Below are 19,651 nucleotides of genomic sequence, written 5' to 3' on the forward strand. Positions count from 1 at the left end.
GATAAGGAGGGGTTAGGGGTGGTTGGAACCGGTTCTGCAGACAGGAAGGACTATACCACCTCCAGTAACTTCTTGAGATGCTTTACAACCTTTTCCAGTTCCTCTTCCTGTAAACTGCTGCTGCTTGGGAGGCAGAGGCCGCGGTTAAAGAGACGCTCGCTCAGCCTGTCGCCAAAGTAAAGATTGTTGGCGAAGAGCGGCTGCTTGTGCAAAGGTCTCCAGAGAGGGCGTGTTTCTATATTTTCTTCTTCCAAAGCCTGCCGTATGGCTTTAGGCTTTTGGCCCTCGGGTAAAAGCATAGTAGAAAGCCAGCGGTTAGAGAAACAAGCTTTGGGCTCAGCTAGAAACTCTACGCCTTCTATACTTTGGAGCTGGTTTCGATAATAGTTGAATATGTCCCGGTGCTGTTTTACACGAAGTTCCAATACTTCTATCTGCCCACGTCCGATGCCTGCATTAATATTGCTGATGCGGTAGTTGTAGCCCATTTCCGAATGCTGTTCATGCGGTGCAGGGTCTTTTGCCTGTGTCGCTAAAAAAACTGCTTTCTCAGCAAGATCCGGCTTAGAAGTGATAATGGCTCCGCCTGCCGATGTGGTAATGATCTTGCTTCCGCCAAAAGAAAAAACACCCATACGCCCGAATGTGCCCACTTGATGGCCGCCATACCTTGCACCCAACGCCTCTGCAGCATCCTCTAGTACAGGGATATTATATTCCTCAGCCACAGCCATAATTTCATTAAGCTTTGCTGGCATGCCATAAAGATGCACCACAAGTATAGCTGCTGGTTTCTTTCCCTGTTTCAGTCTGTCTTCTATGGCACTGCGAAGCGTAGCAGGGCACATGTTCCAGGTCTCGGACTCGCTTTCTATAAAAACAGGACTGGCACCCAAGTATAAAATGGGGTTGGCAGAAGCCACAGCTGTAAAGGTAGAGCAAAGCACTTCGTCGCCGGGGCCAACGCCAAGAAGGCGCAACGCTACGTGTAAAGAGGCCGTGCCAGAGCTTAAGGCAACCGCATGGCGGACATTGGTATGCTGGCAAATGTCGTGCTCAAAACCCGGAATGTTAGGCCCGGAAGTAGTAACCCAGTTATCCTCAATAGCTTTCTGTACATAGTTCTTCTCATGGCCGCCCATCTGCGGGACCGATAAAAAAATTCGCCCTGGCCTGTACATCATGTCTTTACTATTAATAAGGGTAACTTAATTAGGTTGCGTCTTGGTTTATACTTGAACGGTGTCAGTAAGTATAGCAGTATATGCCAATAAGTCTTATACTATGTTTTTATGAATATAGTAAAAAGACTTTACTCAGTCAGGGCATTTTACGTACTAAACGAGATTATGCTGCAACGGTGCGCAGGTTTCAGGGCATTTTTATAGATTGCAGCCGAAAAACACTGTTTTTAATTCACAATGCTGGACTTTCCGAACGCTAAGATTAACCTTGGCTTATACATTATTTCCAAAAGACCTGATGGCTTCCATAATTTACAGTCGTGCTTTTACCCTGTAAAGTGGTGCGATGCGCTGGAGATCTTACCTGCTGCTGAAGAGCGTTTTGATATTACAGGTTTGCCTGTTCCTGGAAATCCGGATACAAACCTATGCCTGAAGGCGTACAAGCTGTTGCAGCAGGATTTTAACCTGCCGCCGGTACATATGCACCTGTACAAGGTTATCCCCATGGGAGCCGGACTAGGAGGAGGGTCTGCCGATGCCGCCTTTACATTAAAGATACTGAACAAGCAATTTGAACTGAACCTGACAGAAGATGCACTGGAGGAATATGCCCGGCAACTGGGAAGCGACTGCGCGTTCTTTATCCGGAATAAGCCAGTGATTGCTACTGAGAAAGGAGATGTTTTTACACCAACAGACCTGGACTTAAGCGGCTATACTTGCGTGGTCGTGTACCCTGGAATTCATATCACAACGGCAGAGGCCTATGGCAATGCAAAGCCTGAGCAACCTACCTGCCACATGGATATGTTGCTGAAGCAGGATGTGAAGGTATGGAGGGACGTATTAAAGAATGACTTTGAAGACGCGCTGTTTCCCAAGTACCCGGAGTTGGGGCAGATAAAGGAGAAATTATACGCCGCCGGTGCAGTGTATGCCTCCATGACAGGGTCTGGCTCAGCAGTGTACGGTCTGTTTAAAGAGAAGCCAGCAGCACTACTCTTCCCCGACCACTACACTCTCTGGAAAGGCCTGCTTTAATTTTTTGCGGCGTTTATCATAAGCATCCAGTATCGGGTAGATAAACACGCTTAATAGAATGATGGTAGCCCCCAGGTAAAAGCCAGACGACATCTGCTCGTCTTCCTTAAAGATCAGGAGAGCAAGTATGATTCCGTAGATCGGCTCCAGATTTACCGTCAGGTTCATGGTATAAGCTGTTATGCGCTGCATCAGCCTAACAGAGGCAGTGTAGGCATAAACTGTACAAGCAAGCGCCAGCACCAGCAAATATACCCAATCCATGGCAGTCAGGCTAAAGTTCAGTGCTCCGTCCTCGGCAAAATATGTAGTATAGATCGGGAAGAACAGCACAGTACCCAAACAAGCACCCGTCATCTCATAGGTTGTGATAGTGGTGGACGGTATTCGTTTTACCAGCTTTGCATTGATAATAGTGAAGATAGATCCCATCAAAGCCGAAGTAATGGCCATGCTGATCCCCAGGATGCTGTCGAATTCAGTCTCATGTTGGAAGATGATGTATAGGCCAAATATTACCAGCAGCGCCAGCAAGATTTCATGAGGCTTAATCCTGGTCTTGCTGAACAGCGGGTCGAGCAAGGCGGTCCAGAGACTGCAGGTGGCAATACCTACCAAGCAAATAGAAACCGAAGACACCCTAGCAGCGGCGAAGAACAAAATCCAGTGAGCTGCGATGATAAAGCCTACACCTAACAGTTTAAGCGCTTGTGTCCTCCCCATCCAGAACGGTGTGCCGCGTTTGTAAATAATAGCACCAATTGCCAGTGCTGTAATAGAAGTACGCAGTGCCACTAACTCAACAGCGGGTATCGAGATAAGCTTACCAAGTATGGCTGTAAAGCCCCACAGGAAAACAATGAAATGAAGCTCCAGGAAATCTTTTAAGCGAGGCATACTAACGCGGAACGTAGCGGTACAAAATAAAACCTATACCTGTAAAAACGATGGTTGGTACCCAAGCCGCTATAGACGGAGGAATGTCACCTACCTGCGCCAGGCTGCGGCTGGTAATTACAAATATGATGAAGATAAAAGCCAGCAGGAAACCCAACGCAATCTGGAAACCAACGCCTCCACGCGCCTTGCGGGCACTCACAATCACACCGATAATGGTAAGTATAATAATAGCAAACGGATAGCTGAAGCGCTCATATTTCTCAATGAGGTACGTCTCCAGATCATCCGCGCCACGTGCTTTTTTCTGTTCTATAAACTGGTTCAGCTCAGTTAGTGTCATGGTCTGCTCCAGCTTATAAGTACTTTCAAAATCCTTTGGGCTCAGGTTGAGGGTAGTATCCAGCGCTCCGCCTTTGTATATGGTTTCCTTCTCACCGTTGAAGGTGCGCAGGGTGTAGTTATCCATGTGCCACTTCTTCTTCTCATCGTCCCAGCGCACATTATTGGAGGTAAGCTTGCTCTTCAGGTTGGTGTCGTCTATAGACTCCAGCGCAAAGTTATAACCTACATGCGCGGTAACGTTGTAGCTCTCCATATACACATATGTTTTAGGAGCTACCTTTACATGTATATTTCGACTGTCGTAGGTAAAAGTGCTTTTAGTATACTTTATCTGGAAGGCTACGCTTTCTTTGTTTGCATTTGGTATAACCCATCCAATTAGCAGGAAAATTACCACAGCAATAAGAGAAGAACCCATCAGGTAAGGCACCAGCAGTCTTCTGAAGCTTACGCCACTGCTAAGTATAGCCACAATCTCGGTATGCGATGCCAGTTTTGCCGTAACAAACACCGTGGCAATAAACACGGTTATCGGGCTTAGCATATTGGCGTAGTACGGGATCAGGTTGAGGTAATAGTCAAAAATGATCTCGCTGGCAGCCACGTTGTGCTTAATAAAGTCGTCGTTCTTCTCTGTAAAGTCAATTACCAGAATAACAGACACCAGTATCAGCACCACAAATACGAAAGTGGTCAGGAACTTGCTTAATATATACTTATCGAGGAGCTTCAAGCTTTGCTTAAGTTAAAAAGTTAAAGAGTTAGAAAGTTATAGAAGTAGAAAGTATTAACTCTTTAGCTTTCTAACTCCCAAACTCTCTAACTATAAACGTGTCATTAATTTCTTTACCATCACATCTTTCCAGTCGCGGAAAGTTCCGTCTAGTATCTGCTGGCGTGCCTGCTTTACCAGCCATAAGTAGAAAGTAAGGTTATGCACGCTGGCAATTTGACCGGCCAGATACTCACCGCTGTGAATTAGGTGGCGCAAATAAGCCTTGCTGTAGAACGTGCTCACGTACCCGCCCAGTTCCGCATCAATAGGAGTATGGTCGTTGGCCCACTTCTGGTTTTTAATGTTGATGACGCCTTGCGTTGTAAACAGCATGCCGTTGCGGGCATTTCTTGTTGGCAGCACGCAGTCAAACATATCTACTCCAAGTGCAATGTTTTCCAGTATGTTGGCCGGCGTGCCCACACCCATCAGGTAGCGCGGTTTATCAGCCGGAAGTATGTCGCATACCAGGTCCGTCATCTCATACATCATCTCAGCAGGCTCGCCTACCGATAAGCCACCAATAGCATTACCTTCACGGTTAAAGCTGGCAATAGTCTCGGCAGACTGTATGCGCAGATCTTTGTAAGTGCTGCCCTGCACAATCGGAAACAGGGTCTGATTATAGCCATACTTTGGCTCGGTACTGTCGAACCTGTCTACACAGCGCTGCAACCAGCGGTGGGTACGCTCCATCGAGTACTTGGCATAGGTATGGTCGCAAGGGTAGGGGGTACACTCGTCAAACGCCATAATGATGTCGGCGCCGATGGTGCGCTGGGTGTCCATTACGTTTTCAGGAGTGAAGTTAAGCGTAGAGCCATCTATATGCGACTTAAACTTAACGCCTTCTTCCTTGATCTTGCGGGTGCCGGCCAGCGAGAAAACCTGGTAGCCACCGCTGTCGGTAAGTATGGGCCTGTCCCAGCCGTTAAACTTATGCAGGCCACCTGCCTGCTCCAGCACATTAAGGCCGGGGCGCAAGTATAAATGATAGGTGTTGCCAAGTATAATCTGGGCATTGATGTCGTCCTTCAATTCGCGCTGGTGCACTGCCTTAACCGTACCGGCTGTGCCAACAGGCATAAAAATGGGTGTTTCGATGGCGCCATGGTCGGTTTGTACTACACCGGCACGCGCCTTAGACTGAGGATCTTTAGCTACTAATGAAAATTGCATATGTCTGGTTTACAGCCCTGTCTTTAACAAAACAAAGGCCAACTGCCGCCGCGATACCAGCTGCAGGAAAACGATAATTTATAATTCTAAAAGAACCGGCAAAGATACAAAGTGTAGCGCCACAAACCATACAATTTTTTTAATGCGGCTATACTTCGGAAATGGCTATTTAATGGCTATTTTTGAGGAGGCTAAATTAAATTGTTTTATCGCTTGATAGCTGAATGGTTGTTTCCTGTTAAACCGGAAGCAATATTTTAAAATGCTGCAGTGCAACAATTTAACAATCCAACCATTTAACCATATACAATTTGATTACAATTATACTCCTGGCGCTGCTCGGACTTTGCGTGCTGGTGCAGCTTTATTTTGCGCTTATTTACTTTTTACCGCTTACCAAACACGTAGACCCGCCAGTTACGGGCAGGAAGCCTGTTTCCGTTATTGTGGCTGCCCACGACGAGCAGGATAACCTGTATGAACTCCTGCCTATGCTGCTGGACCAGGAGTACCCTGAGTTTGAGATAGTGGTGGTAAACGATCGTTCCGAAGATGACACGGAGTTTTACCTATATGAGCTGGAAAAGCAATTCCCGCATTTTAAGGTAGTAACGATAAAAAAGACACCGGATTACCTGAATCCGAAGAAATATGCTGTTGCCCTGGGTATCAGGGCTGCAAAGTATGAGCACATGCTTTTTATAGATGCCGACTGCCGTCCGTGCAGCTTAAATTGGATAGAAAAAATGCAGAGCGGGTACGAAACCGGGGCAGAAGTAGTACTTGGCTACTCTCCGTATGCACAATTAAAAGGTTTTTTAAATCACTTGATCCGATATGAAACCTTGCTCACCGGAATTCAGTATCTGTCTCATGCAAACCTAGGTAAACCCTATATGGGGGTAGGTAGAAACTTATCTTATACCAAATCTTGTTTCTTTAAGAACAAAGGGTTTGCATCTCACATCAAAACGATGGGCGGCGACGATGATCTTTTTGTACGCGATGCCGCCAACAATAGTAAAGTTAGCATTGTTATTAACAAGGAGGCGCAAACAGTAAGCATTCCCAAAAAGACGTTTTGGGAGTGGGTTGTGCAAAAACGTAGGCATATGTCCGTCGGCGGGCGTTATAAAGCGGCAGACAGAAGAAGGATAGGAGCATTTGTAGCATCAAACGTTTTTTTCTACATCCTCTTAATAATTCTTCTTGTTTTACATAGCCATTTAGCTATATTAGGTGCGCTTGTAGGCATCCGTTATTTATCGGTGTTTCCGGTGTATATAATGGCTGCACGCAGACTCGACGAAACGGTATCCCTGCCACTGTTACCTGTGCTCGATGTAGTGTATTTTATAAACTACATCTTCCTTGGGATATCTGTATTAATGTATAAACGACTCAGATGGAAGTAAACAAACAATTCTCTGCAAAGGCAAAACATGATTTCAAACTTATTCAGGCTGCGGTAGAAGAAAACGACGAAAAAGCTTATGCCGAGCTGATGAGCATCTATAAAAAGCCCGTTTACCACGTGGTTTTAAAGATGGTGCGCAACGCCGACGACGCAGAGGACTTAACGATAGAGGCTTTTGCCAAGGCCTTCAGAAACCTGCACAAATTTAACCCGGAGTACGCGTTCAGTACCTGGCTGTTCCGCATCGCCACCAACAACTGCATCGACTTTATCCGCAAGAACAGGATTAAAACGATGTCTATCGATTCGGCGATCAAAATTGACAACGGCGACGAGATAACGATCGACTTTAAAGACAAAAACCTGAACCCGCAGGAAGAGGCGATCAAGAACCAGAAGATTGAAATTATGCAGTACGTGGTGGCCAAGCTGCCTGAAAAATACCAGCGCCTGGTTACGCTGCGCTACTTTAACGAGCTTAGCTACGAAGAGATAGCCACCGAGCTAAACGCACCGCTTGGTACCGTTAAAGCCCAGCTGCACCGCGCACGCGAGTTGCTGTATGACATGGTAAAAAACAAGAAGCACTTGATTTAACTGTTAAATGGTTCATTGTTTATCAGCAAAAGTGCCCTTATTGCATATTAATTAAGGTTGATTATTTGATTACGTTAAAAACCCCTGTTGCCCGTAAGCAGCAGGGGTTTTATACTTTTAGTGCGGATGCCGTACTTATTTTATACTTTTGCAGACTTTGGAGCTATAACCAAAAGTATATAAAAGTAAGCTTTAAGCAGCATACCGTTGGGCAGATGAAATCAGTAAAGGACGCCATACTTGAAGGGATTGGTAAGCAGTATTTGTACCTGCGTCTGCGCCAGGAAGAGCGGGTAAAACGGGAGCTTAATACAAAGTATGAAGGCCAATACCGCAACGCTGGCCTGGTACTGCTGTTCGATGTGTTTATGGCGCTTGCTGTTGTAGTTGCTGTGGCTTTACTTGCAGGTGTTTTATACTTGCTCGCAGCATAGCTCATTCATTATTAATAATTCCTAATCCATAATTCAAAGTATGACTGCCATTCGCACACTTCTTTCCGGTTACTTCCCGGCGCTTACCGAAGACCAACTGCAAAAGTATGAGCACATGGGGGAGCTGTATAAGGAGTGGAACCAGAAGATAAACGTGATCTCGCGCAAAGACATGGACCAACTGGGAGTGCACCATATTCTGCACTCGCTGGGTATAGCAAAGGTGGTTCAGTTTCCGGAGCACACGGCAGTAATGGATGTGGGCACAGGAGGAGGCTTGCCTGGCTTGCCTTTGGCAGTTATGTTCCCGGAGGTAAAATTCCATCTGGTAGATTCTATTGGTAAGAAGATACACGTAGTGCAGGAGATTGCCCGCGAGCTGCACCTGCAGAACGTTACGGCCAGCCATACCCGTGCCGAGCAGGTGCGCGATAAGTATGATTTCGTTGTAAGCCGCGCCGTAACCCGCCTGGCTAATTTCTGGCCCTGGATCATGAACAGCTTTAAGAAGACAGGTTTGCCAGAAGAAGGACTGTACTACCTGAAAGGCGGCGACCTGGAAGAGGAAATAGCTGAGTCGGGGCTGATTACTAAAGCCTATAACCTATCCGATTATTTTACAGAAGATTTCTTTGAGACAAAGAAGGTGGTGTATGTGCCCCTTAAAGAGACGAGAAAGACTTCAAAGCGATAAGCCGGATTTCTAATCAAGTATAAACCAAACGAGTCGTAGCTTGCTGCGACTCGTTTGGTTTTGTTGGCATATTTAATTCTTTATTCCACTCGTTCACGGTCCTGTTCTTCAAGTATAAACCGGATGGCTCGCGCCTCTGAGTAATAATCGTCTTTCCGGAAATCTTCGGTGAACCCTACATGGCCGCCTTCTTCTGGGATCTCTAAGAAAAACAACGGGTTCTGCTCAGCTTCGTGAATTGGATAGCAGGGCTTTCCTAGAAACGGATCGTTTTTGGCGTTTACCAACAGCGTTGGCACCTTTATTTTTGGAATAAACTGCTTTGAACTGACGCGCTTGTAGTAGTCCTCGGCATTCTTAAACCCGTGTAAGGGTGCTGTGTAACGATCATCAAACTCTGGGAAAGACCAAAGTATACTATAATCGCTCAGGTCAACATCATCAGGGTACATTTGTCTTTTCTGCTCCAGCTTTGCACCCAGAGACTTCAGAAAGCGTTGCGTGTAAATTCTAGATATTTGCTTAGCAGATGATTTTAAGTCTACGGGTACCGAAAACACGGCTGCGCGTTTTATCTCTGCAGGCACCTTCTCCGGTGCTTCTCCCAAGTATTTAAGGCTGATATTGCCTCCCGCACTAAACCCAACTAAGTATACTTTGTCGTAACTGCCGGCATCCAGCGCGTGACGTACTACAAAATCAAGATCATCAGAGGCGCCCAAGTGATAGGAGCGGAGCAGCTTATTAGGCTCGCCGCTGCAACTGCGGTAATTCCAGGCAAGGGCATCTACACCATGCTTGTTAAAGGCTTTCACCATACCTTGTATATAGGGCCTGCCAGAGTCACCTTCGAGGCCATGCGAAAGTATAACAAGCTCGTTCGAGCCCACTTTAGACCAGTCTATGTCTATGAAATCATCGTCGGGGGTAACAAGGCGTTCGCGCAAATACAATACGCCGTCTACTTGCCTGAACAAACTGGGTATAATGGTTTGCAGATGGCCGTTAAACAGGTAAAAGGGTGCTTTATGTTTAGATGGAACAATAGGCATGGCTAAAAAATATGGCTACTGCTGTACTTATATGTACGTGGTTCGTGCGAAAATAAGTTATTCTTTCCTTCTTATATATCAATTATTGTTTTTTCCACGTAACAAGGGTGTTAACTAATATATATAACTATGGAAATTGCATCAAAGTTTAAAACAATAGGCCTTTCTTTGGCTCTAGGTATATTTATCTTTGCCTGCTCGCAAGAGGCACAAAACGAGACTAACCAGGAGATAGACGAGGCACAAGTTGAGATGACCGAGGCTGGTGACGAGATGAACCGCGAATTTGATGAATTCTCAACCTGGGTAAATACTAATGTTGAACGTTCTGAAACTGTGACCGCAGATGAGTATCGTGAAATGCGAACAGAGTATAACCGTCGTTCTGCTGAGCTAGAAGCTGAGAGCAGCACCTGGGATGAAGAAACCCGCAGAGAGTGGGAGGCTACAAAAGCAGACTGGAACGAGTTTGAGAATAAAGTTCAGACACGTTTAGGTAGAATTGATGATGTTGATGTAGACGTAGACGTAAACAGAGACAACAACTAAGCTTTAGCATATTCTTATTATAAAGCGGCCTCGAGGTTATACTTCGGGGCCGCTTTATTTAATTGTACTGTAAAAGCTGTTGCCTCCTATCGGAGAAATAGCGTGCGGTGTTAGGACTAAATGCTTCTGTTTGTTACCTTTGCAATCCCTAGTATACTTTTAAAAAATATAGAAGTGCGCTTTGGAAATTAATTGTAAAGGATATACCTTTGCAAACTCATTAGAGAACGGAATAAAAAAAGATATAATAGTATAAAATAATATGGCTAACCATAAGTCGGCATTAAAGAGAATCAGAGCGAATAACGCTAAACGTCTTCGTAACAGATATCAGGCGAAAACTACTCGTACTTTTATCAAGAGATTAGAAAACCTTACTGATCAGGCCGAGGCGCAAGAGCTTTACAAGACAGTTTCTTCTATGCTTGACCGTCTTGCCAAGAAAAACATTATTCACAAGAAAAAAGCAGCTAACAACAAATCTAGACTAGCTAAATTTGTTAACGGCTTAGCAGCTTAATTTTTGCTGGTATAAAGTATAAAAAGCCTTGCACCCGAGTGCAAGGCTTTTTGTGTTTTTTTACTTTTCTGGATAAAAGGTATAGCCACACAAACTACACATCTACGGATATTTAAGGATTAAGGCAAAAGTTATGCTTTGCTCCTAAGAGACTATACAAATACAAGCTTTTAAAAAAGGAGCGGCCCTGTTATATTTTATAACAGGGCCGCTCCTTTTTTAATGTTAATGTATACTAAGCTATACTTAACTTAATCATGTTAGTGCGCTTGTGCTCGTTTATTGGCATGCTAGCAGTGTTGATGAATACATCACCTTTTGCTAAGTGGCTGCCATCTAACAATGCTTGCTTAATATCAGAGATAGTAGCATCAGTAGACTCAAACTTATCGTAGTGGAAGCCACGTACACCCCATACCAGGTTAAGCGTGCTCAAAAGTCTGAAGTTCTCTGTAAAGATAAAAATATCAGACTTTGGCCTGTGCTTAGCCAACTGGAAAGCCGTGTAGCCAGATTTTGTCATGCCTATAATAGCGCGCGCATTAGTGTCGCGGGCCAGGTTGCATGCGTTTGCTACAAGGCTATCGCTGAAGAACGTTTCGGAGTGCGGATTAAGGATGTATGTTTTGTTAAAGATATCCGAGTGCGTTTCCACAGTTTTAATGGTAAGGCTCATACTTCGGATCGTCTCTATAGGGTAGGCTCCCACTGCAGTCTCAGCACTTAGCATCAGGCAGTCGGCTCCGTCAATTACCGCGTTTGCAATGTCGTTGGTCTCTGCGCGTGTAGGGCGCGGATTTTCAATCATACTTTCCATCATCTGCGTGGCGATGATAACAGGCTTAGAGGCTTTGTTTGCTTTCTCAACCAGCATCTTTTGGATCATCGGCACCTTCTCCATACCCACTTCCACGCCTAAGTCGCCGCGTGCCACCATCAAGGCGTCAGCAGCATGAATGATCTCATCAATATTTTTGATAGCCTCAGGCTTCTCTATCTTGGCTATTACACGTGTGTCCTTGCCGCGCTCTTTAATGATGCGCTTGATCTCCTGTATGTCCTCCACCTTACGCACAAACGATAGGGCTACCCACTCAATGTCATTGTCTAAGCCAAAGTGCAGGTCGCGCAGGTCTTTTTCGGTAAGTGATGGGGCAGATACTTTGGTGTCAGGTAAGTTGATGCCTTTGCGTGGCTTTACCACACCGCCATATCTTACTCTTGCCTCAATCGCGCAGTCTTTGTCGGTGGTAACTACTGTAAGTTCCAGTTTTCCATCGTCAAGCAGGATAGCATCGCCAGGGTTTACATCGCGAGCAAGCTCTGTGTAGCCTGTGGCAAGGTGGCTGGCGTTACTAACCGAGCCGTCGCAAAGCAACTTTACAATTTGGCCCTCTTTTATCTCAATGCCGCCATTCTCTACTTCTCCCACACGGATCTTAGGTCCCTGCAAGTCCTGTACCAGGCAAATGTTCGTGTTGTGCTCTTTATTTATCTGACGCACGTAATCGATTACCTGCTGGTGTGCAGCATATTCTCCATGCGAAAAATTAAGTCTGAATGCATCTACACCTTCCTGAATCAAAGCTAACAGACGGTCGTGAGAATTGCAGGCCGGGCCTACAGTGGCAAGAATCTTTGTTTTGTTAAATGAAATTTCCATAATCAGAAAAGTAGATTCTCCTTGAATTTTAGTGTAAGTGGATCGAATTTCTTTACGTACTGCACGAGCTGGGTTTTCAAAATACTGTTAATAAACTCCTGCGGATACAGTTGCTGCATAGCTCCTGATATTTGAATTACATAATCATACTCTTTGATATCGGGCAGCAGAAATGGTTTTTTTAAGGTTGTAGCCACCAAAGCCCTGTTACGGAACAGCCGGACCATGCTATGGTCTGTAATGTACTGATAATTTGAAATAATTAAACGGTCTTTTCCGAAAAGATCATAGCACAGGTCGTTTTGCCTGCTCAGGCGCAAGTCGAAAATGTTGTTTAGGGCCCACGCCAGCTTGTAGTCTTTTACAGGCGATACAACGCCATAAAGGTCAAAGTCGTACTCGTAATCAATATCTAAGCGCAGAGTTTTCATGAGTAGGTATGCAATACCCAAAAGTAAGAACCTATTACAGCAAAAGCGAAAGACTAGAGATAAAACTTTTGTTAAACTGTAATGGCGTAATTTTTTTTGACATTGTCTGCCTAATTATATTTCTTTGCACAGTGTTTTAATAAACTATAAGAAAAAATGTCAGAAATCGCAGAAAAAGTAAAAGCTATCATCATCGATAAGCTTGGTGTTGAAGAGTCAGAGGTTACACCAGAGGCTAGCTTCACTAACGACCTAGGCGCTGACTCACTGGATACAGTTGAGCTTATCATGGAATTCGAAAAAGAATTCAATGTGTCTATTCCAGATGATCAGGCTGAGAATATCTCTACTGTAGGTCAGGCGGTTAGCTACCTGGAAGAGCACGCAAAGTAATTTTTGCTTTAAACCTATTGTATAAATCTCTACTATCTATCCTCTACTAGCAGCTTATGGAGCTTAAGAGAGTTGTAGTTACTGGGCTTGGCGCACTCACGCCACTTGGAAACTCTGTTTCAGAATACTGGAACGGTTTGATCAATGGCGTGAGTGGTGCTGCGCCTATAACCCGCTTTGACGCGAGTAAATTCAAGACTCAGTTTGCCTGTGAAGTAAAAGGATACGACGCAGAAAAATACTTCGACCGTAAAGAAGCCCGCAAAATGGACTTGTTTACACAGTTTGCCATGGTAGTAGCCGAAGAGGCCGTTACCGATGCGAACCTGGTAGAAGGAAATTACGATCCGGATCGCGTTGGTGTGATCTGGGGGTCTGGAATTGGTGGTTTACGCACATTCCAGGAGGAGTGTGTGAATTTTGCCAACGGCGACGGTACGCCGCGTTTCAACCCGTTCTTCATCCCTAAGATGATCGCTGACATCAGCGCGGGTCACATTTCTATCAAGTATGGCTTCCGTGGGCCAAACTTTGTTACCGTTTCTGCCTGCGCATCTGCCACAAACGCTATCCTGGACTCTTACAACTATATCCGTTTGGGTATGGCTGATGTAATTGTAACGGGTGGTTCTGAGGCGGCCGTAACAGAGGCTGGTATTGGTGGTTTCAATGCCCTGAAAGCCCTTTCGGAGCGCAACGATTCACCTGAAACCGCATCTCGTCCATTCGACAAAGACCGCGATGGTTTTGTGTTGGGAGAGGGAGCCGGTGCCCTTATTCTGGAAGAGTATGAGCATGCAAAAGCCCGTGGCGCAAAAATCTACGCCGAGATGATCGGTGGCGGTATGTCTGCGGATGCTTACCACATCACTGCTCCACACCCTGAAGGACTTGGTGCCCTGAACGTAATGAAAAACGCTCTTCGTGATGCTGGTATTAAGCCGGAAGATGTGGATTACATTAACGTACACGGTACTTCTACTCCACTTGGCGATGTTAGTGAGGTAAAGGCGATCCAGACTGTTTTTGGAGAGCATGCTTACAAGCTTAATATCAGCTCAACGAAATCAATGACAGGCCACCTGCTTGGTGCTGCCGGAGCCATAGAGGCCATTGCTTCTATACTTGCCGTGCAGAACGATGTGGTGCCGCCAACAATCAACCACTTCACCGATGATGAAGCGTTTGATCCAAAGTTGAACTTTACGTTTAACAAGGCGCAGGAGCGCGAAGTGAAAGTTGCCCTGAGCAATACCTTCGGCTTTGGTGGTCACAATACGTCTGTTTTATTCCGTCAATTTGAGGATTAGTGTTCGGTCCTATTAAACCAGTCAGGCGCGTCTATCACAAGCTTTTTACCAGAGACAGAGAATTAATACGCGCTATTACTGGTATAATTGGCATTACGCCGGATAACATCCGCCTGTATAAACTTGCCTTAACGCACACCTCGTTTGCACGCCAGAATGCTGCGGGCAAACATGAGACGAATGAGCGTTTGGAGTTTTTAGGCGATGCCATACTTGGCGCTGTGGTGGCAGAACACCTGTTCAATAAATTCCCGTACGAAGACGAAGGTTTTCTGACGGAGATACGCTCACGCATTGTAAACCGTGAGTCGCTGAATCATATTGCCCTTAAAATTGGCTTAAACCTGCTGGTTAAGGTAGATACCTCCAACCATAGCATGCGGCACAAGTCGGTTAACGGTAATGCTTTAGAAGCTTTGGTAGGAGCTGTATACCTGGACAAAGGCTACGACAGAACCCGCCATTTTATACTTAAGAAGCTCATCAGGCCACACGTAGACCTGCACAACATTCTTAATACCACTGCAAACTTTAAGAGCAAGCTGATCGAGTGGGCCCAGAGCCAGAACAAAGAGATTCGATTTGAGATTGTAAAGCGAAAGCAGCAAGGCAACACCACCGAATTTACCTCCGAAGTATACGTTAACGATGAGCCCATTGCTATAGGAGTAGGACTGTCTAAGAAGAAAGCCGATCAAGCTGCCGCTGAAAAAAGCTTGGCTGCCCTTAATATTGCTTAATCATTTTTGGTTGCTCGTGCATGTAGAGACGCAAAATTTTGCGTCTTTTTTGTTTTATAGCGCAGGTGTTAAATGCAGAGTTATTTGTGCTGGTTGTTAGTGCAAGCTTGAAGACTTATGTTTGGCATGCTATGAATGTGGCCCCCATACAACAATAAACAATTTAGCCTTACAGCAATTAAACAATTAGATTTAACTTGCTTCTGCTTACTTGCGTTATACAACTCCATGAAAGAAACCAGACTACAGTTGGCAGCTGCTGCGCTCAACCAGACACCAATGGATTGGGACAACAACCTGCAGAATATAAAAGACGCCATTACAGAGGCCATCACCAACAACACTCAGTTACTTTTACTGCCAGAGCTTTGCATAACCGGTTACGGCTGCGAAGACATGTTCCTGAGCCCCTGGTTGTCGGAGGTGGCATTTGAAAAGCTGCTACAAATAAAAGAGTGGTGTGAAAGCATTACCGTTGCGGTAGGCCTGCCGGTTTTCCTGGATGGCAAAGTATACAACACTGCCTGCGTTATCAAAAATAAAGAAATTGTAGGCTTTACGGCCAAGCAGTTTTTAGCCAACGATGGTATCCATTACGAGCCCCGTTGGTTCACGCCATGGCCTGCCAATGAGGTACATGAGTTTCAGATGCTGGGACAGACCTACCAAATTGGAGATATAATCTATGAAGAACAGGACGTGAAGTATGCCTTTGAGATTTGTGAGGATGCTTGGAGACCCAACCGACCTGCAGAACGCCACATGCCCAAAGGCGTGCAACTTATACTTAACCCAAGCGCCAGCCACTTTGCCCTGAGCAAAACCGATGTGCGTTACCGTCTGGTAGTGGATGCCTCTAAAAAATACCAGTGCGCTTATATGTATGCCAACCTGCTGGGCAACGAGGCCGGGCGCGTGGTGTACGATGGCGAGGTGCTGATCGCACAGAACGGAAAACTTATCCGTAGAAACGAGCTGCTGTGCTTCAAGAATGTAGACATGGAGTGTGCAGAAGTATGTTTCTCTGATAACCCTGAGATTGCGGAGGTAATAGAGTATTTGCCACCGATAGACGAGAACAAGGAACTGATCGCAGCCCTGAGCCTTGCCCTTTTTGATTACATGCGCAAGAGCCGCAGCCGTGGCTTTGTGCTGTCGTTAAGTGGTGGCGCAGACTCTTCGTTGTGTGCGGTGGCTGTGGCTGAAATGGTACGCAGAGGCATCGAGAGTTTGGGGCTACTGAGTTTCGTTGCAAAACTGCAGATGTTCTCTTTACGGGATGCTGCAACCATCGAAGGATTGACAAAAGAAGGTGCTCAGAGAGAGCTGGTCAACAGGCTGCTTACCTGTGCTTACCAGGGTACCATAAACTCATCCGACGAAACCTTTAACTCTGCAAAAGGCCTGGCAGAAAGTATAGGCGCAAGGTTTTACAGCTGGACGATTGATGATGAGGTGCGCGGCTATACTTCTAAAATAGAGGCTGCCTTAGAGAGACCTTTAACCTGGGAACAAGACGATATTACATTGCAAAACATCCAGGCAAGGGTACGTGCCCCGGGTATCTGGATGCTGGCGAATATAAACAACGCCCTGTTGATGGCTACCTCTAACCGAAGCGAGGCATCAGTGGGTTACGCTACCATGGATGGCGACACGGCAGGAAGTATATCCCCAATCGCTGGCATAGACAAAGCATTTATCCGGCAGTTTTTGATATGGGCACAACAGGAGTTGGGGTATGAGGGACTACAGTATGTAAACAACCTGCAGCCAACCGCTGAGCTGCGTCCTGCCAAAGAGGCGCAGACCGATGAAAAGGATTTAATGCCATTCCCGGTGCTAAACCAGATAGAGCGACTTGCCTTCCATGACCGTTACTCACCTGAAGAGGTGTTTAACATACTAAGCGAGCAGAACATTGCGGAGCCGGAGCAGCTAAAAGCCTGGATGTCTAAATTTTACAGCCTGTGGTCCAGAAACCAATGGAAGCGTGAGCGTTATGCCCCATCTTTCCACCTGGACGACTATAACGTAGACCCACGCAGCTGGTTACGATTCCCGATACTTAGCGGAGGATTTAGAGAGGAACTGGCAAAATTAAAAGGATAAGTATAAGAAGGCGTTGCATCACAGGCAGCGCCTTCTTTTTTAATAGTCACCAAATTTTCGCTTCAGGTGCTCGTTAGTTACATAGATGCTTAGCATAAAAAGTAAGAGCATAATGCCAATAGGTACCAGCAGACTGGGTAGCAGAGGCAAGGTATAGTAGCAGACCAGGCCCACAGGGAGGGAAATGAAACCGATGGCAAGTATAAATTTAGCGTAGTAGCGGTTGCCTTCGTGCCAGTTCTTCTCGTCGCGCATCGAATAGTGTGTCCGGAAACCCCAGATCCAGTTAATGCGTTTCGGTGGCTTACTGTAAAGTATAAACCCTATCAGGAGAACAAACAAGCCCGGTAACAGATGTAAGAACAGCATCATAATTTTATGTTCAGCTTTATTTGAATATACCTGATTCAGAGAGTACCGTTTTTTCCATGATTGATTTATTGTAACTTTGGCTACATGAGCATCACCCTAATGAATTTATTAAACTATATTCCCTGGAACGTTGATCCGGAGATATTCAGCATAGGCCCTTTAAGTGTTAGGTGGTATGGTTTGTTGTTTGCATTTGCCTTTATTTTCGGGCAGCGCATCCTTACCAAGATATACGTAGCCGAAGGCCGTACCGAAGGTGACGTAGACGTAATTACACTGTACATGATCATTGGTACTGTAATTGGCGCGCGCCTAGGCCATACTTTGTTTTACTCACCGGAGTATTACCTGAGCAACCCCATTGAGATACTGAAGATTTGGGAAGGCGGACTTGCCAGCCATGGTGCCACCATCGGTATACTTTTCGCGCTCTGGTTATTTAGCCGCAAGCAGAAATTTGATTACATGTGGGTACTTGACCGGATCGTTATTGTAGTGGCCTTGGGCGGTGCGCTGATACGTTTAGGCAACCTGATGAATTCTGAAATAATTGGCCACCAGACCACTGTGCCGTGGGCGTTCTTGTTTGAGCGTTTAGGGGAGAACCCAACCGTGCCACGCCACCCGACACAGCTGTACGAGTCGTTGAGTGTGTTCCTGCTGTTTGTGCTGCTTTACTGGCTCTGGAAGAAGTATAAAAGTGCTCTGCCAAAGGGCTTACTGTTCGGTATTTTTGTAACGGCCCTGTTTACCTTCCGCTTTTTTGTCGAGTTTTTAAAAGAAGACCAGGTAGAAAAAGAAGCAACGATGGTACTGAACATTGGCCAGATACTAAGCATACCGTTAATCCTGATAGGCTTATTTATACTTTTTAAAGTATGGCAAAATCCTAAGCCTGCACTGCCCGGCGGAAGGTTGGAAGAAAGCTCCAAAGCCTAACCAAGTATAAAAAAGCCTCTCTGCGCAAATGTGCAGAGAGGCTTTTTGCTTTTACAGCGTATAGCGGTACAGGTTGCCGCCTTCGCTGGTGATAATAAGTGTCTGATCATTCTCAAAGGCCACACCCTCTGTCTGGCCGGCTTTTTTGAGATCTATCTCCTTATACTTGCCCTTGTAAAACGATGCCGCAGAAGTATAATCTGTGAAAAGGTGCAGTTTGCCTTCGCTGAGCAAAACTACGGTTTCTTCGTCGGGACTGATGGCGGCGCCGGTTACCATATGGTTTAACTTGTGCTTGCCTGTTAGTTGAGCAACATGGTTGCCGGGTTTGTCGGGCAGGCGGTATACTTTGGCAGTTGTTTCCTGCCCTCTGTCTTTAGATATTAAGTATAAACTACCATTGTGCCAGAAAATGGCTTCACAGTCAAAATTCCGGTCTTCATTTTTGGGCGGATACTCCTTCTGGTCTTCGTATGTAAAGCGGATGGCCTGTGGCTTACCAGGCTCTTGCAGGTTGATTTTGTACACAGCCAGTTCCCTGCGTCTGTTGCTGTTGTTGCCTGTATCGGCTATATAAATGTTTCCGCTGTTGTCGTGGGCAAGGTCTTCCCAGTCTACATTGGGCAGGTTAAGCTTTATAGTTTGCTCGATTTTGGCGTTGCGGTTTATCTTGTAAAGGTAGGGTTTATTGCCTGCGTCGTTGTGGGTAAGGTATTGGCCGTCTACCGCCTCTATACCGGAGCTTTCGCTTATTTCACCGGGCAGAGTAGCCATCATTTGCAGGTCGCCTCGCCTGCTACTTTCGGAGGCGTTTGCGGCATCGGTGCTAAAAGAGCCTGGGCGTGTAAAATAAAACATAGCAGCAATTGCCACTACAAAAAATACTAAAACCTTTATCATAAGCTTCATAAGTTTGTTTTCTGGATCAAGTAATGGTACTATACTTAACGAGAAGTTTATTCAGACGTTAAAACATTTAGTAAGGAAAGTTTTAAAAGAATACA

Annotated in this window: 21 protein-coding genes; 12 read left to right on the plus strand and 9 right to left on the minus strand. The window is 45.7% G+C overall.

Annotation, left to right across the window (positions count from 1 at the left end; translation table 11 throughout):
- Positions 1-50: 50 nt before the first annotated feature.
- The gene (locus H8S84_RS10535; protein WP_230407129.1) at positions 51-1,184 is read right to left on the minus strand and encodes a DegT/DnrJ/EryC1/StrS family aminotransferase; all 1,134 of its coding nucleotides are present in this window, start codon (positions 1,182-1,184) and stop codon (positions 51-53) included.
- Positions 1,185-1,421: 237 nt separating this feature from the next.
- Here H8S84_RS10535 and ispE point away from each other — a divergent pair, with 237 nt between their 5' ends.
- Positions 1,422-2,228, plus strand: a complete 807-nt coding sequence (ispE, locus tag H8S84_RS10540; protein ID WP_187067274.1) for a 4-(cytidine 5'-diphospho)-2-C-methyl-D-erythritol kinase — start codon at positions 1,422-1,424, stop codon at positions 2,226-2,228.
- Here ispE and H8S84_RS10545 read toward each other — a convergent pair.
- The 3 genes from H8S84_RS10545 to tgt form a co-directional block, all read right to left on the minus strand.
- Entirely contained in the window at positions 2,184-3,125 is a 942-nt protein-coding gene (locus H8S84_RS10545; RefSeq protein WP_187067275.1) for a DMT family transporter, read from the minus strand. The two genes, ispE and H8S84_RS10545, sit on opposite strands and share 45 nt — an antisense overlap.
- Before the next feature lies 1 nt (position 3,126).
- Positions 3,127-4,203: an LptF/LptG family permease gene (locus tag H8S84_RS10550; protein WP_187067276.1), complete on the minus strand. Its 1,077-nt coding sequence runs from the start codon at positions 4,201-4,203 to the stop codon at positions 3,127-3,129.
- Positions 4,204-4,293: 90 nt separating this feature from the next.
- A complete protein-coding gene (tgt, locus tag H8S84_RS10555; protein WP_187067277.1) occupies positions 4,294-5,424 on the minus strand; it encodes a tRNA guanosine(34) transglycosylase Tgt in 1,131 nt (376 codons plus the stop codon).
- A gap of 311 nt (positions 5,425-5,735) precedes the next feature.
- Between tgt and H8S84_RS10560 the strand changes: the two genes are divergently transcribed.
- The 4 genes from H8S84_RS10560 (at position 5,736) to rsmG (ending at position 8,566) form a co-directional block, all read left to right on the plus strand.
- The gene (locus H8S84_RS10560; protein WP_187067278.1) at positions 5,736-6,839 is read left to right on the plus strand and encodes a glycosyltransferase; all 1,104 of its coding nucleotides are present in this window, start codon (positions 5,736-5,738) and stop codon (positions 6,837-6,839) included.
- Positions 6,830-7,438, plus strand: a complete 609-nt coding sequence (locus tag H8S84_RS10565; protein ID WP_007659731.1) for an RNA polymerase sigma factor — start codon at positions 6,830-6,832, stop codon at positions 7,436-7,438. The genes H8S84_RS10560 and H8S84_RS10565 overlap by 10 nt, the downstream gene beginning before the upstream one ends.
- Before the next feature lie 65 nt (positions 7,439-7,503).
- Entirely contained in the window at positions 7,504-7,872 is a 369-nt protein-coding gene (locus tag H8S84_RS20120; RefSeq protein ID WP_230407130.1) for a hypothetical protein, read from the plus strand.
- A gap of 40 nt (positions 7,873-7,912) precedes the next feature.
- Positions 7,913-8,566, plus strand: a complete 654-nt coding sequence (gene rsmG / locus H8S84_RS10575; RefSeq protein WP_187067279.1) for a 16S rRNA (guanine(527)-N(7))-methyltransferase RsmG — start codon at positions 7,913-7,915, stop codon at positions 8,564-8,566.
- An 80-nt stretch (positions 8,567-8,646) separates the two neighbouring features.
- Here the strand turns inward: rsmG and H8S84_RS10580 are convergent, their stop codons facing one another.
- Positions 8,647-9,618 carry a YheT family hydrolase gene (locus tag H8S84_RS10580; RefSeq protein WP_187067280.1) on the minus strand — a complete coding sequence of 324 codons (972 nt, stop codon included), beginning with the start codon at positions 9,616-9,618 and terminating at the stop codon, positions 8,647-8,649.
- 129 nt (positions 9,619-9,747) lie between these two features.
- Between H8S84_RS10580 and H8S84_RS10585 the strand changes: the two genes are divergently transcribed.
- Together H8S84_RS10585 and rpsT are read left to right on the plus strand one after the other, a co-directional pair.
- Entirely contained in the window at positions 9,748-10,167 is a 420-nt protein-coding gene (locus H8S84_RS10585) for a hypothetical protein (RefSeq protein ID WP_187067281.1), read from the plus strand.
- Between the two features lie 262 nt (positions 10,168-10,429).
- Entirely contained in the window at positions 10,430-10,687 is a 258-nt protein-coding gene (rpsT, locus tag H8S84_RS10590; RefSeq protein ID WP_187067282.1) for a 30S ribosomal protein S20, read from the plus strand.
- Positions 10,688-10,922: 235 nt separating this feature from the next.
- On the opposite strand, the gene pyk is transcribed toward rpsT, so the two are convergent.
- Together pyk and H8S84_RS10600 are read right to left on the minus strand one after the other, a co-directional pair.
- On the minus strand, positions 10,923-12,350 hold the full coding sequence (pyk, locus tag H8S84_RS10595) for a pyruvate kinase (protein ID WP_187067283.1): 1,428 nt from the start codon (positions 12,348-12,350) through the stop codon (positions 10,923-10,925).
- Positions 12,351-12,352: 2 nt separating this feature from the next.
- A complete protein-coding gene (locus tag H8S84_RS10600; RefSeq protein WP_187067284.1) occupies positions 12,353-12,781 on the minus strand; it encodes an IPExxxVDY family protein in 429 nt (142 codons plus the stop codon).
- A 156-nt stretch (positions 12,782-12,937) separates the two neighbouring features.
- Between H8S84_RS10600 and H8S84_RS10605 the strand changes: the two genes are divergently transcribed.
- From H8S84_RS10605 to nadE, 4 genes are all read left to right on the plus strand, one after another.
- Positions 12,938-13,174: an acyl carrier protein gene (locus tag H8S84_RS10605; RefSeq protein WP_025609494.1), complete on the plus strand. Its 237-nt coding sequence runs from the start codon at positions 12,938-12,940 to the stop codon at positions 13,172-13,174.
- Positions 13,175-13,230: 56 nt separating this feature from the next.
- Entirely contained in the window at positions 13,231-14,484 is a 1,254-nt protein-coding gene (gene fabF / locus H8S84_RS10610) for a beta-ketoacyl-ACP synthase II (RefSeq protein WP_187067285.1), read from the plus strand.
- Positions 14,484-15,224: a ribonuclease III gene (gene rnc, locus H8S84_RS10615; protein ID WP_187067286.1), complete on the plus strand. Its 741-nt coding sequence runs from the start codon at positions 14,484-14,486 to the stop codon at positions 15,222-15,224. Before fabF ends, rnc begins: the two co-directional genes overlap by 1 nt.
- 228 nt (positions 15,225-15,452) lie before the next feature.
- On the plus strand, positions 15,453-17,336 hold the full coding sequence (nadE, locus tag H8S84_RS10620) for an NAD(+) synthase (RefSeq protein ID WP_187067287.1): 1,884 nt from the start codon (positions 15,453-15,455) through the stop codon (positions 17,334-17,336).
- A 39-nt stretch (positions 17,337-17,375) separates the two neighbouring features.
- Here the strand turns inward: nadE and H8S84_RS10625 are convergent, their stop codons facing one another.
- Entirely contained in the window at positions 17,376-17,708 is a 333-nt protein-coding gene (locus tag H8S84_RS10625) for an SdpI family protein (protein WP_187067288.1), read from the minus strand.
- 99 nt (positions 17,709-17,807) lie between these two features.
- Here H8S84_RS10625 and lgt point away from each other — a divergent pair, with 99 nt between their 5' ends.
- Positions 17,808-18,647: a prolipoprotein diacylglyceryl transferase gene (gene lgt, locus H8S84_RS10630; RefSeq protein ID WP_187067385.1), complete on the plus strand. Its 840-nt coding sequence runs from the start codon at positions 17,808-17,810 to the stop codon at positions 18,645-18,647.
- Positions 18,648-18,698: 51 nt separating this feature from the next.
- On the opposite strand, the gene H8S84_RS10635 is transcribed toward lgt, so the two are convergent.
- Positions 18,699-19,547 carry a hypothetical protein gene (locus tag H8S84_RS10635; protein WP_230407131.1) on the minus strand — a complete coding sequence of 283 codons (849 nt, stop codon included), beginning with the start codon at positions 19,545-19,547 and terminating at the stop codon, positions 18,699-18,701.
- Between the last annotated feature and the right edge of the window lie 104 nt (positions 19,548-19,651).

It is taken from the genome of Pontibacter cellulosilyticus (assembly GCF_014306105.1).
Lineage (GTDB): Bacteria > Bacteroidota > Bacteroidia > Cytophagales > Hymenobacteraceae > Pontibacter > Pontibacter cellulosilyticus.